Annotated in this window: 15 protein-coding genes; 12 read left to right on the top strand and 3 right to left on the bottom strand. The window is 65.7% G+C overall.

Annotation, left to right across the window (positions count from 1 at the left end; all coding sequences use genetic code 11):
• The first annotated feature begins 226 nt into the window (after positions 1–226).
• Positions 227–2,734 (top strand): EAL domain-containing protein, encoded by a 2,508-nt coding sequence (locus NLR35_RS31600; protein ID WP_257170456.1) that lies wholly within the window; start codon positions 227–229, stop codon positions 2,732–2,734.
• On the opposite strand, the gene NLR35_RS31595 is transcribed toward NLR35_RS31600, so the two are convergent.
• Positions 2,688–3,752 carry a helix-turn-helix domain-containing protein gene (locus NLR35_RS31595; RefSeq protein ID WP_257170455.1) on the bottom strand — a complete coding sequence of 355 codons (1,065 nt, stop codon included), beginning with the start codon at positions 3,750–3,752 and terminating at the stop codon, positions 2,688–2,690. The genes NLR35_RS31600 and NLR35_RS31595 overlap by 47 nt on opposite strands.
• A 343-nt stretch (positions 3,753–4,095) precedes the next feature.
• Positions 4,096–4,341 carry an Lrp/AsnC family transcriptional regulator gene (locus NLR35_RS31590; RefSeq protein ID WP_006613331.1) on the bottom strand — a complete coding sequence of 82 codons (246 nt, stop codon included), beginning with the start codon at positions 4,339–4,341 and terminating at the stop codon, positions 4,096–4,098.
• A gap of 122 nt (positions 4,342–4,463) precedes the next feature.
• On the opposite strand from NLR35_RS31590, the gene thiD reads away from it, so the two are divergent.
• Both thiD and NLR35_RS31580 read left to right on the top strand, forming a co-directional pair.
• The gene (gene thiD / locus NLR35_RS31585; RefSeq protein ID WP_257170454.1) at positions 4,464–5,264 is read left to right on the top strand and encodes a bifunctional hydroxymethylpyrimidine kinase/phosphomethylpyrimidine kinase; all 801 of its coding nucleotides are present in this window, start codon (positions 4,464–4,466) and stop codon (positions 5,262–5,264) included.
• Between the two features lie 219 nt (positions 5,265–5,483).
• Positions 5,484–5,942 (top strand): ester cyclase, encoded by a 459-nt coding sequence (locus tag NLR35_RS31580; RefSeq protein WP_257170453.1) that lies wholly within the window; start codon positions 5,484–5,486, stop codon positions 5,940–5,942.
• A gap of 14 nt (positions 5,943–5,956) precedes the next feature.
• Here the strand turns inward: NLR35_RS31580 and NLR35_RS31575 are convergent, their stop codons facing one another.
• A complete protein-coding gene (locus NLR35_RS31575; protein WP_257170452.1) occupies positions 5,957–7,006 on the bottom strand; it encodes an AraC family transcriptional regulator in 1,050 nt (349 codons plus the stop codon).
• A gap of 151 nt (positions 7,007–7,157) precedes the next feature.
• On the opposite strand from NLR35_RS31575, the gene NLR35_RS31570 reads away from it, so the two are divergent.
• From NLR35_RS31570 to NLR35_RS31530, 9 genes are all read left to right on the top strand, one after another.
• Positions 7,158–7,982, top strand: a complete 825-nt coding sequence (locus NLR35_RS31570; RefSeq protein ID WP_257170451.1) for an alpha/beta fold hydrolase — start codon at positions 7,158–7,160, stop codon at positions 7,980–7,982.
• A gap of 36 nt (positions 7,983–8,018) precedes the next feature.
• Positions 8,019–8,663, top strand: a complete 645-nt coding sequence (locus NLR35_RS31565; protein WP_257170450.1) for a hydrolase — start codon at positions 8,019–8,021, stop codon at positions 8,661–8,663.
• Between the two features lie 12 nt (positions 8,664–8,675).
• Positions 8,676–8,963, top strand: coding sequence for a XapX domain-containing protein (locus NLR35_RS31560; protein WP_257170449.1), 288 nt, complete (start codon positions 8,676–8,678; stop codon positions 8,961–8,963).
• Positions 8,960–10,837, top strand: a complete 1,878-nt coding sequence (locus tag NLR35_RS31555) for an amidohydrolase (protein WP_257170448.1) — start codon at positions 8,960–8,962, stop codon at positions 10,835–10,837. The genes NLR35_RS31560 and NLR35_RS31555 overlap by 4 nt, the downstream gene beginning before the upstream one ends.
• A 1-nt stretch (position 10,838) precedes the next feature.
• Positions 10,839–11,264: a DoxX family protein gene (locus NLR35_RS31550; RefSeq protein WP_257170447.1), complete on the top strand. Its 426-nt coding sequence runs from the start codon at positions 10,839–10,841 to the stop codon at positions 11,262–11,264.
• Positions 11,265–11,292: 28 nt separating this feature from the next.
• On the top strand, positions 11,293–12,183 hold the full coding sequence (locus tag NLR35_RS31545; RefSeq protein ID WP_257170496.1) for a glyoxalase: 891 nt from the start codon (positions 11,293–11,295) through the stop codon (positions 12,181–12,183).
• Positions 12,184–12,187: 4 nt separating this feature from the next.
• Positions 12,188–13,600 (top strand): alginate export family protein, encoded by a 1,413-nt coding sequence (locus tag NLR35_RS31540; RefSeq protein WP_257170446.1) that lies wholly within the window; start codon positions 12,188–12,190, stop codon positions 13,598–13,600.
• A gap of 20 nt (positions 13,601–13,620) precedes the next feature.
• Positions 13,621–14,310, top strand: coding sequence for a YoaK family protein (locus NLR35_RS31535; protein WP_257170445.1), 690 nt, complete (start codon positions 13,621–13,623; stop codon positions 14,308–14,310).
• A gap of 168 nt (positions 14,311–14,478) precedes the next feature.
• Positions 14,479–15,750, top strand: coding sequence for an HlyD family secretion protein (locus tag NLR35_RS31530; protein WP_257170444.1), 1,272 nt, complete (start codon positions 14,479–14,481; stop codon positions 15,748–15,750).
• Positions 15,751–15,752 lie beyond the last annotated feature (2 nt).

Here is a 15,752-nt window from a genome sequence, read left to right as displayed (position 1 = left end):
TTGCACCGGTACGCTTGATGACAACTCAGCCTACATGCGTTGAATGAAGACCTCGCTAAAGAGGTACCTCCCGCTTGATCGCGTTTTAGGCGGCCTGGAAAAGTCAGTCGTTAACCAAGCCGGGGTTTCTGGTACTCCACCACTGATCATCTTTGACCGTCTTTAACTTAGCCCGTTGACCATCAGGCCACGCGTAGTGAGGGGCAGCCGTTTGGCGGGGGCCATATTGCAGGTTGAAGAGTACAGCGCACCGACGCTGCAGGAACAGGACAGTGCTCGCATCGGTAGCGGGCGCGAGAGGCTGCGCGCGTCACTATCGCGATACCGTCTCTATCGACCTGCGATCATCGCCGCATGCGTGGGCGTCGTTCTGTCGATTGCCGGAACGGTTGCCGTCGGACGCTGGGAAAACCGGCTGGCGCGAAGTGATTTCGAGGGAATTGCCGAGGCGCAGGCCATCCTGGTTCAGAATGGCGTCAACGAATATGTCAGCCGCTTGACCGCGCTGCGCACCCGTTTCGAATCCGCCAACGACGATATCACACGTAGTGAGTACCAGACGTTCAGCGCGCGCCTGTTCGAGGCGCATCGCGGCATGCTGCGTCTCGCCTGGCTGCCGCGCATCAAGCGCAAGGAACGGGGCGAGTACGAAGCCGCCGCAATCACCGACGGCGTTCCCGCCTTCCGTATCAAGTCGTATCCCGACGGCACGGTCGCGCCGGAGAGCGACGAGTACTACCCGGTCTACTTCTCCACCGAGGCGAAGACCTCGCCGGTGTACGGCCTCGACTATTGGAGCATTCCCGATCATCGCGCCGTGCTGGAGCAGTCGCGCGACTACGACATGATCGGCGCGCTGCGCACGCGGCAGAACCTGATCAATCAGAACGAGCGCAACAATGCCGTGATGATCGGCATCCCCGTCTATGCCAAGGGGACGTCGCGCACCACGGTCGCCGACCGCCGCCGCAATCTCTCCGGCTTCATCGTCGGCGTGTTCGATCTGCCGATGCTGCTGCAGTCGGTGCGGGCCAACAATCCGAACAGTCCCGCGCTGCAGATCAACCTGCTGCCGCCCGAGCGCGTGATCAATGCCTCCGGCGTGGATCCGCAGCGCTGGCCGGCCGATCCCAACATCTGGTCGACCACCTTGCGCATCGGCGATGCCGACTGGGTATTCCAGGCCGCGCCCGCCGGCGGACTCATGGCCAGTCATAACCGCGCTTTGGCGCTGTACGCGGCGGGCATGGCCACGACGATCTTCCTTGCCGTGTATCTCGCGCTGTCGAGCCGCAACGCCCTGCAGCTGGCGCTCGCCAATCGTCGCGTGCTCGAGTTGGCGCAGACCGATGCGCTGACGGGCCTCGCGAACCGCGCCTTCTTTCTTGAGGAGATGGAGCGCATCAACGACGAGAAGAACGGGCGCTTCACCGTCTTCCTGCTCGACCTCGACCGCTTCAAGAACGTCAACGACTCGCTCGGCCACGGCGCGGGCGACGAGCTGCTCGTGCAGGTCGCGCAGCGCCTGCGCTCGCAGCTGCGCGACGAGGACGTACTGGCCCGGCTCGGCGGCGACGAGTTCGCCCTGATCCAGGCCGGCTTCACCGACCAGCGCGCGGCCGCGATCGAGCTCGCGCAGCGCATCACCCGGCTGATCGCCGAGCCCTTCCAGATCGCCGGCCAGCGCGTCGAGATCGGCACCAGCATCGGCATCTCGCTGGCGCCGCAGCACGGCCGCGATCAAGAGCATCTGCTCAAGAAGGCCGACCTTGCGCTGTACCGCTCGAAGTCCGCCGGCCGCAGCTGCTACACGATGTATGACGATGCGATGTCGGCCGAGCTGGAAGCGCGCAACACGCTGGAAGGCGATCTGCGCGACGCCATCGCGCAGTGCCAGTTCGAGGTGCACTATCAGCCGTTCTACGACGCGGACACCCGCGAGCGCCGCGGCGTCGAGGCGCTGGTGCGCTGGCGCCATCCCGTGAAGGGGTTGGTGCCGCCGGACAAGTTCATCCCGTTGGCGGAATCGACCGGCCTGATCGTGCCGCTCGGCGAGTGGATCATCGGCCGCGCCTGCGACGATGCGACGGCATGGCCTGATGACGTCAAGGTCGCGGTCAACCTCTCGCCGGTCCAGTTCAAGCAGGCGGAACTGTTCGACGTCATCCAGTCGGCGCTCGCAAGGTCGGGCCTCGATCCGAAACGGCTCGAGATCGAGATCACCGAGTCGGTCCTGCTGGAGCGTGCCGCGGAGAACGAGAGCTTCATCGACCGGCTCAAGGGGCTCGGCATCTCGCTGGCGCTCGACGATTTCGGCACCGGCTATTCGTCACTGCGCTCGCTGACGGCATTCCCGTTCAACAAGATCAAGATCGACAAGTCCTTCGTCGCCAATCTCAGCGTGCGCGATGAAAGTGCGGCGGTCATCTCGTCGGTGGTGACACTGGCGCGCGGGCTCGGCATCCAGATCACGGCCGAAGGCGTCGAAACCGAAGAGCAGCTGTCGCAGTTGCGCGCGCTCGGCGTCAACTTCGCGCAGGGTTATCTGCTGGGACGGCCGATGCCGGTCGAACAGCTCGAGCAGCACCTCGACATTTCGCGCAAGGCGTCGCTGCCTGACGAGGACGCGCAGCCGGAGGCCGAGGCGTCCGAGAGCGACGAGCCGCGTCCGGGCGCGGTGGTCGCGCTCATTCCGCGGTCCGGGGCGCTGCTATCCCTCGCATCCAACGGCTGAGCGGCGAGGCCGGTTCGGCGTCGCCCTCCAACGGCATCTGCGGCAGGCCCAGCATGGCCGCCTCGCGCGCGGCGCTCGGCGTGATGCCGTAGGCGGTCTTGAACAGCCGCGTGAAATGCGCGTCGGTGCCGAGCTGCCAGCGACGCGCTACCTCGCTGATGCGCAGGGAGCGCGAGCTGCTGCCGGCCAGATCGAAGAATGCGCGGTGCAGGCGGCGGCTGCGGATGTAGTCGGCAATGCCGCCGATCGGTGCGAACAGCCGATAGAGCGACGCCCGCGACATCCCGAAATGCAGCGCCACGGCGTCGGCGCTGAGCTCGGGACTGGCCAGCTGGGATTCGATGTATTGCCGGATGCGCAGCAGCGAGGCATCGGCCGTCACGCTGCGATCGGCATCGCGCCGCTCGAGCTCGCCGCGCAGGCAGGCCGAGATCAGCGAGATCGTGCCGTCGACCACGGCCTGGCACTCGTCGAAGCTCATGCGCGGCGCGCAATCGAGCAGTGCGCCGAAATGCCGCGCCAGCAGTGGCGCCATCGCTCCGCTGCGCGGCAAGACCAGCCCGTGCAGATCATCGACCTGCAGCAGGCGCGCGTCGAACATCGGGCGAGGAACGACCATCGTGATGTTCTCGAATGCGCTCGCACGCGTCTCGAGTGTCTGGGCCAGATCCAGCACGCAGAGATCGCCGGCTTCGACCTTGATCGGCCGCTGGCCGGCGACACCCTCGTAGCCGCCCCTCACATAGAGCTGCAGGATGATGTGGTCGACGCCGCTGCGCGCGATCGTCTCGGCGGAACGCCGGAAGCGCTGGCCGCTGGCGCGCGCCGAGCCGAGCAGCACCGACCCCAGCGCGTAGGACAGGACGTCGGCCGCGAACGGAGTCGGCTCGCCTGCTGCGAGCTCGTCGACGTCGAAGAACGTCGAGGTCGCTTCCCGCCAGGCTGCGATGTTGGTTGCGGTGTCCATCTGCTCGGCCGAGAAACCATAGCTCGGCAGCAGGGACGAAACGGCTTTCATCTCACTCTTCACACGACGTCGCCGACTTGATTGAGCTTTCGTCTCAACTTCTTGATCAACCGTATCCGACGGCCCGTTCGCCTTGACCCGATGCTGCGCGTACCGGTTAAAGGAGGCCTAACGCCAAGTTGCCCTGACGGAAAGCCGGGCCGTTCGATGGTCCCCACATTGCCCCCTCGCGATCGAAAGGTCCGGCTTTCCGAACTGCCCGCAAGGCTTCCATCCGGCATGCGGCGGGGCCGCTCTCCGGCTTTCATGACGAAATCATGCTTGTGCCATTTTGAGGATTTCGGCGCTCGTCGGTTACGACGGGCGCCTTTCTCCACGGGCGCGGCCCGCGCGTTCAGCTCGCGCCGAAGGCCTTGAAGGTGATGATGGTGTGGGTGTCCTGGATGCCCGGCAGGACCTGGACCTTCTCGTTGACGAAGTGGCCGATGTCGGTCTCGTTGTCGACGTAGAACTTCACCAGCAGGTCGTAATTGCCGGCGGTCGAATAGATCTCCGAGGCGATCTCGGCCTCGGCCAGTGCATTGGCCACGACATAGGACTGGCCGAGCTTGCACTTGATCTGGACGAAGAAGGGAACCATTGCGGGCGGTCTCCGGAAGACGTTTGAGGCCTCAATATAGCGTTTTCCTGCGAAGTCGATACGCTTTCTCCGGCGGTCGGGGCTGCTTGCCGGGCGCGGCCGGCCCGCGCTAGGAGTAGGGAATGAGCACCCCCGTCGCACTTACCATCGCCGGCTCGGATTCCTCCGGGGGAGCCGGCATTCAGGCCGATCTGAAGACTTTCGCCGCGCTGTCGGTTTACGGAGCCTCGGTGCTGACCGCGCTGACGGCCCAGAACACGACCGGCGTGACCGGGGTGCACCTGGTGCCGCCGGATTTCGTGACGGCCCAGATCGACGCGGTGTTCGACGATCTCGCCGTCGGCGCAGTCAAGATCGGGATGGTGGCGCAGGCGCCGATCGCCGAGGCGATCGCGGCGAGCCTCGATCGGTGGAAGCCGGCGCATGTCGTGCTCGATCCGGTGATGGTCGCGACATCTGGCGCCCGGCTGCTGCCGGAGGACGCCATCGACGCGCTGCGCCGCCGGCTCATTCCGCAGGCCGCGCTGATCACGCCGAACCTGCCGGAGGCGGCCGCGCTGCTCGGCGAGCCGATCGCCGACACCGACGAAGCGATTGCGGCGCAGGGCCGGCGCCTGCTCGCGCTCGGCTGTCCGACGGTGCTGATCAAGGGCGGCCACGGGCAGGGCGCCGAGAGCACCGATTACCTGATCACCTCAGCGAGCTGCATCGCGCTGCCGGCGCCGCGCGTGGCGACGCAGAACACGCACGGCACCGGGTGCTCGCTGTCGTCGGCGGTCGCCGCCGGCTTGGCAAAGAGCGAAGGCCTCGAGACGGCCGTGCGCAACGCCAAGGCCTTCATCTCCGGCGCGATTGCGGCGGCCGATCGCTTCACGGTCGGGCACGGCCACGGGCCGGTGCATCATCTCTATCGGTTCTATTGAGGTCACACGGTTTTGAGGCCGCAGGCTGCGGTCGATCCGCGTGATGGCGGTCGGTCATGCTAGAGCATGATCCGGAAAAGTGGAAACCGGTTTTCCGAGAAGATCATGCTCAAACAAAGAGATGAGGTCATGATGCGTTTCCGCTGAAACGCATCATGATCCAGGTGGAGACGGGCCGTCGGTCATCACGGACGGCGCTTGGTATCAGGGGATGACTTGATGAGGACAGGTATCGTCGCGGCTCTGGCTGTTGCGCTTGCCGGTATCTTTGCGACGCCCGCGCTGGCGGAGCGCGCTTATTCGGCGGACGAGGAGCGCAACAAGAAGATCGTGCTCGACTTCTATGAGCAGGGCCTCAACCGGAAGGACTTCGCTGCAGCCTCGAAATATCTCGGCAAATACATTCAGCACAATCCGAGTGCCGAAGACGGTCCGGAGGGCTTCCGCAAGTTCATCGAATTCCTGAAGGCGAAGTATCCGCAGTCGCACAGCGAGATCACCAAGGTGCTGGTCGACGGCGACTTCGTCATCCTGCGCGTGCATGCCGTTCGCGAGCCCGGCACCCGCGGCAATGCGATCGTCGATATCTTCCGGCTGAAGGACGGCAGGATCGAGGAGCATTGGGATTCGGTGCAGCCGATCCCCGAGCAGTCGGCGAACACCAACGGCATGTTCTGAAGCCGCGCGGCCGCTCACTTCTGCTGAGCGGCCTCGATCTCGCGCGGATGGCCGTTGCTGATGCGCGCCCGATATTCGCCCGGCGATTCGCCGAACCAGCGATTGGACGCGCGGAAGAACGTGCTTTGATCGGCATAGCCGAGCAGATAGCCGATGTCGGCCAGCGTCATGCGGGAGTCGGCGAGATGACGCTGGGCGAGTTCGCGCCTGGTATCGTCGACGAGATCGCTGAAAGAGATGCCCTCGTCGGCGAGCCGGCGCTGGAAGGTGCGATCGCTCAAGCCCAGCGCGGCGGCGATGGCCGAACGCAGCGGGCTGCCGTCGGGCAGCAGCCTGGCGATGGCAGTCCGGGCGCGATAGGCGGTATCGGTCTTGACCAGGCGCTCCAGCGCCTCGTCGGCGATGCGATCATGGATCGGCATCAGCTCGGGCGCTGACGTCGTCAGCTTGCAGGCGAGATCTTCCTCCGAGACCAGGAAGCCGTTGAACGGCGCATCGAATTCGAGCGGTGACTGGAACGCCTTGTTGTAGGCCGCGATCGACAGTGGCACGGAATGCGAGAAGCGCGCCGCGAGCGGCGTCAGGGGGCGGTCGAGCATCCAGCGGCACAGATTGAGCAGATTGATGATGCCGTAGTCGTAGCGCTGCCGCGGGATCGGGCATTCGCCGCCATAGACGTCGGTGCGCACCCAGCGGCCGCCCTGGCCGTCCTCCAGCGTGATCGCGACGGCGTCGCTGACCAGGCACATGTAGCGGATCAGGCGCATCAGCCCCGTCTGCAGATCCGGGCTCGACATCATGGCGTAGCCCGCGACGCCATAATTGTGCGGACGGGGTGCTGCGACATTGACGAGGCCGATATCGGGATTGCCCGAGCGTTCGGCCGCCAGCACCCACAGCCGGCTCAACGCCTCAGTGGGCCAGCGGTGATCGCAATCCTCGAGATCCGCGACGGACAGGCCGACCTCGGCGAACAGCGCGGCCGCATCGAGCCCCTGCTCATTCAACGTGCTCGCGACGCCACGCATCCAGGCTGACGATGTGGATCGAAGCTGCTGAGCCATCCCCTCGGCTTACTCCATGGCCTTCCGAAGCCAGTGCTTTGGCATCCTCGGATCATTGTGCAGGTGCACATGAGACTGCATAGCACCTGGAATTGGCGATCGCGATACGAAATTTGTCGGAGCGATCGTGCGGCTGGCGCAGGAGACAATCATGCCCGTTCTGAAAACCAACGACGGCACAGAGATTTACTACAAGGATTGGGGCTCCGGTCAGCCGATCGTGTTCAGCCATGGCTGGCCGCTGTCATCCGACGATTGGGATGCGCAGATGATGTTCTTCCTCAATCACGGCTTCCGCGTCATCGCCCATGATCGCCGCGGCCACGGCCGCTCGGCCCAGGTCTCCGACGGCCACGACATGGACCACTATGCCGACGACCTCGCGGCGCTGACCGCGCATCTCGACCTCAAGAACGCTGTGCATGTCGGCCATTCGACGGGCGGTGGCGAGGTCGTGCACTATCTCGCGCGTCACGGCGAGAGCCGCGCTGCCAAGGCCGCAATCATCGCCGCAGTGCCGCCGCTGATGCTGCAGACCGCCGCCAATCCCGGCGGCCTGCCCAAGTCGGTATTCGACGACTTCCAGACCCAGACCGCGACCCGCCGTGCCGAGTTCTATCGCGAGATCGCGGCCGGCCCGTTCTACGGCTTCAACAAGCCTGGCGCCAAGCCGTCCGAGGCCGTGATCCAGAACTGGTGGCGGCAGGGCATGATGGGCAGCGCGAAGGCGCATTATGACGGCGTCGTCGCGTTCTCGCAGACCGACTTCACCGAGGACCTGAAGAAGATCACGCTGCCGGTGCTGGTGATGCACAGCGAGGACGATCAGATCGTCCCTTACGCCGACTCCGCGCCGCTGTCGGCCAAGCTGCTGAAGAACGGCACGCTCAAGACCTACAAGGGCTTCCCGCACGGCATGCCGACCACCGAGGCCGCGACCATCAACGCCGACCTCCTGGCCTTCATCAAGGGCTGACGCCCTCCGCATCACACACCTGTCACGGAGATATCCATGTCCAAGCTCGAAATGCTCACGCCGCAGAACTGCGCCGTGGCTCTGATCGACTATCAACCGGCGATGTATCAGGGTGTGCAGTCGCACGACCGTCTCGGCGTCTTCAACAACATCCAGATCGTCGCCAAGGCGGCGAAACTGTTCAAGCTGCCGACCGTGATCACGACCGTCGCCAAGGATTCGTTCTCCGGCCCGTTCATGCCTGAGATCACCGATCTGTTTCCGGAGCACGACATCGTCGACCGCACGGCGATGAACTCCTGGCTCGACGCCGGCTTCCGCAAGCAGGTGGCCGCCACCGGCCGCAAGAAGTTCATCATCGCAGGACTGTGGACCGAGGCCTGCGTGCTATTCCCCACGCTCGACATGCTGCGCGAGGGCTATGAGATCTACATCCCGGCCGATGCCTGCGGCGATCTGTCGCTCGAGGCGCACAACCGCGCGATGGATCGCGCGGTGCAGGCCGGCGCGGTGCCGATCACCTCGTGCCAGTTCGCCTTCGAACTGCAGCAGGACTGGGCGCGCGCCGAGACCTACGACGGAATGATGGAGATCCTCAAGGCGCATTCGCCCTACGGCATCCAGATCCGCTTCTCGAAGTGGGCGCTCGGCGAGCATGCCTCCGAGGGCGGCGCGAAGTAATCGGGGCGCACCATGAAGATCTATCTGTTCTCGCTCGGGGCAGGGCTGCTGGTCGGCGTGATCTACAGCCTGCTTCAGGTCCGCTCGCCGGCGCCGCCTCTGGTGGCGCTGGTCGGCCTGCTCGGCATCCTCGTCGGAGAGCAGGTGATCCCCGTGGGCAGGCAACTCCTGGATGGCAGCAGCATCGCGGCTGCCTGGCAGAAGGCGGCCTGCGCCACGCACATCTTCGGCCTGCTGCCCGGCCATCACGGCCGGGCAGACACCACCAACCACGCTGCGCCAGACGAGAAGGCTTCATGAGCGACCATCCCGATCTCATCCTGCATCGCGGCCTGTTCACGACGCTCGACCGCTCCAACCCGCAGGCCAACGCGGTCGCGATCAAGGACGGCGTGTTCACGGCCGTCGGCCACGAGCAGGACGTCATGAAACTCGCCGGCCCCGCGACGAAGGTGATCGATCTGAAAGGCCGGCGCGTGCTGCCTGGGTTGATCGACAATCACCTGCACATCATCCGCGGTGGGCTCAACTTCAACATGGAGCTGCGCTGGGACGGCGTGCGCTCGCTGGCCGACGCCATGGCGATGCTGAAGGCGCAGGTCGCGATCACGCCGCCGCCGCAATGGGTGCGCGTGGTCGGCGGCTTCACCGAGCATCAGTTCGCCGAGAAGCGGCTGCCGACGATCGACGAGCTCAACGCGGTGGCGCCGGATACGCCGGTATTCCTGCTGCATCTCTACGATCGTGCCATCCTCAACGGCGCCGCGCTGCGCGCCGTCGGCTACGACAAGGACACGCCGCAGCCGCCCGGCGGCGAGATCATGCGCGATATCAGGGGCAATCCCACGGGCCTTCTTCTGGCCAAACCGAATGCGGCCATTCTCTACGCTACCTTGGCCAAGGGCCCGAAGCTGCCGTTCGACTATCAGCTCAACTCGACGCGGCACTTCATGCGCGAGCTCAACCGGCTCGGCGTCACCGGCGCGATCGACGCCGGCGGCGGCTTCCAGAACTATCCCGACGATTATGCCGTGATCCAGAAGCTGTCGGATGATGGCCAGCTCACCATCCGGCTCGCCTACAATCTGTTCACGCAGAAGCCGAAGGGCGAGAAGGACGACTTCCTGCGCTGGACACAAAGCTCGGCCTACAAGCAGGGCAACGATTATTTCCGGCACAACGGCGCCGGCGAGATGCTGGTATTCTCGGCCGCCGATTTCGAGGATTTCCGCGTGCCGCGGCCGGATATGCCGGCCGAAATGGAAGGCGAGCTCGAGGACGTCGTGCGCATCCTCGTGCAGAACAAATGGCCGTGGCGGATGCACGCGACCTATGACGAGACCATCTCGCGCGCGCTCGACGTGTTCGAGAAGGTCAACCAGGACACGCCGCTCGACGGCCTCAAATGGTTCTTCGACCATGCCGAGACCATCTCGGACCAGTCGATCGACCGCATCGCGGCGCTCGGCGGCGGCATCGCCGTGCAGCACCGCATGGCTTATCAGGGCGAGTACTTCGTCGAGCGCTACGGCCATGGCGCGGCGGAGGCGACGCCGCCGGTGAAGAAGATTCTGGACAAGGGCGTCAAGGTCTCCGCGGGCACCGATGCGACGCGGGTCGCGTCCTACAATCCCTGGGTCTCGCTGTCGTGGCTGGTCACCGGCCGCACGGTCGGCGGCTTGCGGCTGTACCCGCAGCGCAACTGTCTCGATCGCGAGACCGCGTTGCGGATGTGGACCGAGAACGTCACCTGGTTCTCCAATGAAGAGGGCAGGAAGGGCCGCATCGAAGTCGGTCAGTTCGCCGATCTCATCGTGCCGGATCGCGACTTCTTCTCCTGCGCCGAGGCCGAGATCGCCGACATCACGAGCCACCTCACCATGGTCGGCGGCCGCGTCGTCTACGCGGCCTCCGACTTCAAGACACTCGACGATGCCGCACCGCCGCCGGCCATGCCCGACTGGTCGCCGGTGCGCCGCTTCGGCGGCTACGGTGCGTGGCTTGCGAAGGATGACACCGGCGCTGTGCGCGCCCAGGCGATGCAGATGTGCGGCTGCGCCAATGCCTGCGGCATGCACGGTCATGACCATGCGCGGTCGTGGTCGAGCCAGCTGCCGGTCGCCGATCTCAAGAGCTTCTGGGGCGCGCTCGGCTGCGCCTGCTGGGCGGTCTGAGATGGCGGCGATGTCCGACACGCCCCGGCCGATCGCTGCGGTGCTCGATTGGCCGTGGCTCTGGCCCGCAGCGCGGTTCGCGCTGATCTCGGCCTATCTGATAGGCGGCGTCCAGAAGCTCACGGACGTCTCCGGCGCCATCGCTGAACAGGCCCATTTCGGCCTGAAGCCGGCGGCGCTGTGGGCGGTCGCCGCGATTGCGGTCGAGCTGATCGGTTCGGTGCTGGTCGTGGTCAACCGGTTCGTCTGGCTCGGCGCCGGCGGGCTCGGCGTGCTGACATTCGTCGCCATGCTGACCGCCAATGATTTCTGGCACTTGGAGGGCCATGACCGGTTCATGGCGCTCAACGCCTTCTTCGAGCATCTCGGCCTGATCGCAGGCCTCGTGCTCGTCTCCATCATGTCCCGGCGCGCCCGCCGTGCCTGATCCCAGCTCCTATTTGTCCGAGGTCACCATGGTCCGCTCCCGTCATCTGCTCGGCGCACTTGTCGCCACCGCGCTGCTCGCCGCTCCCGCGCTCGCCAAGGACGTTGCGCCGCTCGTCGGCGTCGGCGCGCAATACGACACGACGCATGTCTATGTCGCGCCCGACGATGTCGAGAAGTTCACCGCGAGCTTCCTCGCCACCTTCGGCGGCCAGAGCACCAAGCAGGTGGTCGCGACGGTGACGCCGACGCCGAGCAGCACGACCTCGCAGCTGTTGCAGACGCCGGTCGGCACCGTGTCGCTGTTCGGCTTCAAGACTGGCATCCCTTATCCGTTCGGCGCTGAGCGCACCGGCTATCTCGTCACCGACCTGGACGCGGCAATCAAGGCGGCGAAGGCCGCCGGCGCCGATGTCGTCGTGGCGCCGTTTCCCGATCCGATCGGCCGCGATGCCGTGATCCAGTGGCCGGGCGGCGTCAAAATGCAGCTCTACTGGCATACGACCAAGCCGTCCTATGCGGCGTTCGAAACCGTTCCGGAGAACCGCGTCTATGTCTCGCCCGATCGCGCCGAGGCGTTCACGCGCGCCTTCCTGCGCTTTGCGAAGGGCAAGGTCGTCTCCGACGAGGCGAAGGCGCCCGGCGTCGAGATCGGCCGTCCCAATGATCATTACCGGCGCATCCGCATCGAGTCAGTGTTCGGCCGCATGACCGTGCTCGTCACCGATGGCCATCTGCCGTATCCGTTCGGCCGCGAGATGACCGGCTATGAGGTCGCCGATCTCAAGGCCACGCTCGAAAAGGCCAAAGGATCGGGGGCCATTGTGCTGGTGGAGCCGTTCACGGCCGACAAGCGCGACCAGGCGCTGGTGCAGTTTCCCGGCGGCTATGTCGCGGAGATCCACGCGCTGGTAAAGTAGCTGGATGGGGATGCGCGTGGGAATCTCTCAGGCACTGACGAGGACGATGGCGGCCGCCGCTGCGATGATCGCTGCGTCGTGCGGCCTCGCCGTTGCCGAGGACGCTCGTCCCGCCATCCGCACCAACCGCTGGCAGGAAGATTGGTCCGTCCTCGCGAACCCGGCGCTGCGCACCGGGCCGTTTGATCCGATCAAGTACATCCCGCTGCAACCGGGCTTGCCGCAGAGTTACGTCTCATTCGGCATGACCCTGCGCGAGCGGTTCGAGAGCCTGGATGCGGCGAGCTTCGGCATCGGCGGCGCCAAGCCGGATTCTCACGTGCTGCAGCGCCTGCAGATTCATGCCGACGCGCATTTCGACGAGCACTGGCAGGCGTTCGTGCAGCTCGAAGACGACCGCGCGTTCGGTAAGGCCAACATCACCTCGGTCGACCAGGACCCGCTCGATCTCCGGCTCGCGTTCCTGGCCTACGTCAATGCGACCGAGCAGGGCACGTTCAAGGCCCGTGTCGGCCGGCAGGATTTCGACTTCGACCTGCAGCGCTTCGTCTCGTCGCGTGATGGCCCGAACGTGCGGCAATCCTTCGATGCGCTCTGGGGTGACTGGGAGAGCGGTCCCTGGCGCTTCATTGGCTTCGTCAGCCAGCCCGTGCAGTACAATCTGGTGCGTCCGTTCGACGATATTTCGAACGGCAAGCTCCTGTTCCATACCTTCCGCGTTGAGCGCCAGGTGCTCGGCACCAACGAGCTGTCGGCGTATTATTCCTACTATCAGCGCGACAATGCGCGCTTCCTCGATGCCGCAGGCCTCGAACAGCGGCACGTGCTCGACCTCCGCTTCGCCGGCAAGCTCGCCGGCTTCGACTGGGATCTCGAGGCGATGGGGCAGGCGGGCTCGGTCGGCGCCAAGCAGATCCGTGCCTGGGGCGCCGGCGCCCGGGCCGGCTATACGTTCACCGATGTCGCCTGGCAGCCGCGCATCGGCCTCCAGCTCGACGTCGCCTCCGGCGACCGCCATCCCGGCGACGGCAAGATCGAGACGTTCAATCCGCTGTTCCCGAACGGCTATTATTTCTCGCTGGCCGGCTTCACCGGCTACACCAACCTGATCCACCTCAAGCCATCCTTGACCGTGAAGCCCACGGCCGCGCTGTCCTTCATGGCCGCAATCGGCCTGCAATGGCGCGCGACGACGGCGGACGCGATCTACGTCCAGCCCAACGTCGCGGTGGCCGGCACGGCCGGGCAGGGCAGCCTCTGGTCCGGCGTCTATGGACAGCTGCGCGCCGACTACCGCTTCAACGCCAATCTCACCGGCGCGCTCGAGGCCGTGCACTATGAGATCGGCGACACGCTGCGCCGCGCCGGCGGGCACGATTCGAACTACATCGGCATCGAGCTGAAATACGCGCTCTGACCCACGAAGGCAGGAACCCCATGGCGACCACCGACTCGCGCATCGTCCCGCTGCTGCTCAGCGTCAATGCCGGCTACGTCGACACCGCCGGCTTCCTGGCGCTGCAGGGCCTGTTCACGGCGCATGTCACCGGCAACTTCGTGACGTTTGGCGCGGCGCTGGCGCTCGGCACCTCCGGGGCCATCGCCAAGCTGCTGGCGCTGCCGGTGTTCTGCGTCGTCGTGATCGCGACGCGGCTGACCGGTACGCTGCTGTCACGCAAATGGTCGCGCGCCTTCGAGATCCTGATTGCTGTCAAGCTGGTGCTGCTCATCCTCGGCGCCGCCCTCGCGATCCATTTCGGTCCGTTCCACAACGGCGACAGCCATGAGGCGATCCTCACCGGCATGGTGCTGGTCGCGGCGATGGCGATTCAGAACGCCGTTCATCGCATCCATCTGCCGACCGCGCCGCCCTCGACGCTGATGACCGGCACGACCACCCAGGTGATGATCGACATCGCCGACAAGATCTATCTCGGCGACAAGGGCCAGGCGCCACCGCCGGGACGGCTGGTGCAGATGGCGGTGAACGTCGCGGCGTTTGCGTTGGGCTGCGGCGCGGCCGCGCTGCTGTTTACCCGGCTCGGCAGCTGGTGCTTCGTGATTCCGCCTGTCGTCGCCGCGTCGACCCTCGTCGCGCGCATCGCCGGTCCGCAGCCTGGGCGCTGAGTTCCCCGGATCGGGGGTAGTCATCTGATCGTGCCTACGATCAGATGACGGAAATTTTAGGTGCGGCTCACGAAAAGTTATCGATCCCAAAGCGGGCTCACGGGCTTGCTTGTTCAGAAGGATCGTCTATTTCAGAACGAAACAGTATCGTTCTTTTCGGAGAGCCGTATGGCTGTGCAGTCGTCGTCCACCACCGAGCCCACACCCCCATCCAAGCCAGCCGATCAGACCGTTCCGGCGCGCGAGCGCGCGCTCAAGCAATGGCGCGGCGATGCCGTGAAAGAGCTCCGCCGCGAGACCGACCGCGACACGCAGCAGCCGGACGAGCCGCCTCCCGCGCAAGAGGGACAAAGCGAGCAGGGCGACAAGCCGCGGAGGGGGCTGCTGCGGCGGCACCCTGCAGGGGCGGCGCTCGGGCTGGTTCTGTTGCTTGCCGCGGCCGCTGGCGGCTACGTCTATTACGACGCCGCCAGCCACTTCGAGAGCACCGACGACGCCTTCATCGCCGCGCGCCAGTTCTCGATCGCGCCGAAAGTGTCGGGCTACATCACCTCGGTTCCGGTCACCGACAACCAGCATGTCAAGGCCGGCGACGTCATCGCGCGCATCGACGACCGCGACTACAAGACGGCGCTGGCGCAGGCCGAGGCGCAGGTCAGGTCCGCGGAGGCGGCGATCCATAACATCGACGCCCAGATCGCGGTCCAGCAGGCGCAGATCACCGCGGGCCAGGCCCAGGTCGAACAGTCCCAGGCCGGGGAGACGTTCGCCGAGCAGCAGGCCAAGCGCTATCAGGACCTCGCCCGCACCGGCTCCGGCACGGTGCAGAGCGAGCAGCAATATACGTCGCAGCTCCAGCAGGCGAAGGCGGCGCTGACCTCCTCGCAGGCCAATCTGCAGGTCGCGCAGCGTCAGCTGGAGTCACTGAAGGCGCAGCGCGAGAGCGCCGACGCCAATCTGGCCCAGGCGCAGGCGCAACGCGATCAGGCGCAGCTCAATCTGTCCTACACGACGGTGACCGCGGCGCAGCCCGGCCGCGTCGTCAATCTCAGCGCCGCTGACGGCCAGTTCGCAGCTCAGGGCACGGCGCTGTCGATGTTCGTGCCCGATGAGGTCTGGGTCACGGCCAATTTCAAGGAGACCCAGCTCGACCAGATGCGCCCCGGCCAGCCGGTGAGCCTTGAGATCGACGCCTATCCGGAGCGCGAGATCCGCGGCCATGTCGCCAGCGTCCAGTCCGGCTCGGGCCCGGCGTTCTCGCTGCTGCCGCCGCAGAACGCGACCGGCAACTACGTCAAGATCGTGCAGCGCGTACCGGTGAAGATCGAGATGGATGATCCGCCGACCGACGTCGCGCTCGGGCCGGGCATGTCGGTGGTGCCGAAGGTGCGCGTCGATCCCAAGCCGTCGCTCTACGAGCGGCTGAAGGCTGTGCTGTGAGA

It is taken from the genome of Bradyrhizobium sp. SRS-191 (assembly GCF_024586915.1).
Taxonomy (GTDB): Bacteria; Pseudomonadota; Alphaproteobacteria; order Rhizobiales; family Xanthobacteraceae; genus Bradyrhizobium.
Note: the sequence above shows the minus strand (reverse complement) of the source record. Positions and strands in the feature narration are given on the sequence as shown.

Excerpts from the sequence above, each read along its gene's own strand:
- NLR35_RS31595 (WP_257170455.1), bottom strand. The coding sequence starts at position 3,752 with ATGAAAGCCGTTTCGTCCCTGCTGCCGAGCTATGGTTTCTCGGCCGAG.
- NLR35_RS31590 (WP_006613331.1), bottom strand. The coding sequence starts at position 4,341 with ATGGTTCCCTTCTTCGTCCAGATCAAGTGCAAGCTCGGCCAGTCCTAT.
- thiD (WP_257170454.1), top strand. The coding sequence starts at position 4,464 with ATGAGCACCCCCGTCGCACTTACCATCGCCGGCTCGGATTCCTCCGGG.
- NLR35_RS31580 (WP_257170453.1), top strand. The coding sequence starts at position 5,484 with ATGAGGACAGGTATCGTCGCGGCTCTGGCTGTTGCGCTTGCCGGTATC.
- NLR35_RS31575 (WP_257170452.1), bottom strand. The coding sequence starts at position 7,006 with ATGGCTCAGCAGCTTCGATCCACATCGTCAGCCTGGATGCGTGGCGTC.
- NLR35_RS31570 (WP_257170451.1), top strand. The coding sequence starts at position 7,158 with ATGCCCGTTCTGAAAACCAACGACGGCACAGAGATTTACTACAAGGAT.
- NLR35_RS31565 (WP_257170450.1), top strand. The coding sequence starts at position 8,019 with ATGTCCAAGCTCGAAATGCTCACGCCGCAGAACTGCGCCGTGGCTCTG.
- NLR35_RS31560 (WP_257170449.1), top strand. The coding sequence starts at position 8,676 with ATGAAGATCTATCTGTTCTCGCTCGGGGCAGGGCTGCTGGTCGGCGTG.
- NLR35_RS31555 (WP_257170448.1), top strand. The coding sequence starts at position 8,960 with ATGAGCGACCATCCCGATCTCATCCTGCATCGCGGCCTGTTCACGACG.
- NLR35_RS31550 (WP_257170447.1), top strand. The coding sequence starts at position 10,839 with ATGGCGGCGATGTCCGACACGCCCCGGCCGATCGCTGCGGTGCTCGAT.
- NLR35_RS31545 (WP_257170496.1), top strand. The coding sequence starts at position 11,293 with ATGGTCCGCTCCCGTCATCTGCTCGGCGCACTTGTCGCCACCGCGCTG.
- NLR35_RS31540 (WP_257170446.1), top strand. The coding sequence starts at position 12,188 with ATGGGGATGCGCGTGGGAATCTCTCAGGCACTGACGAGGACGATGGCG.
- NLR35_RS31535 (WP_257170445.1), top strand. The coding sequence starts at position 13,621 with ATGGCGACCACCGACTCGCGCATCGTCCCGCTGCTGCTCAGCGTCAAT.
- NLR35_RS31530 (WP_257170444.1), top strand. The coding sequence starts at position 14,479 with ATGGCTGTGCAGTCGTCGTCCACCACCGAGCCCACACCCCCATCCAAG.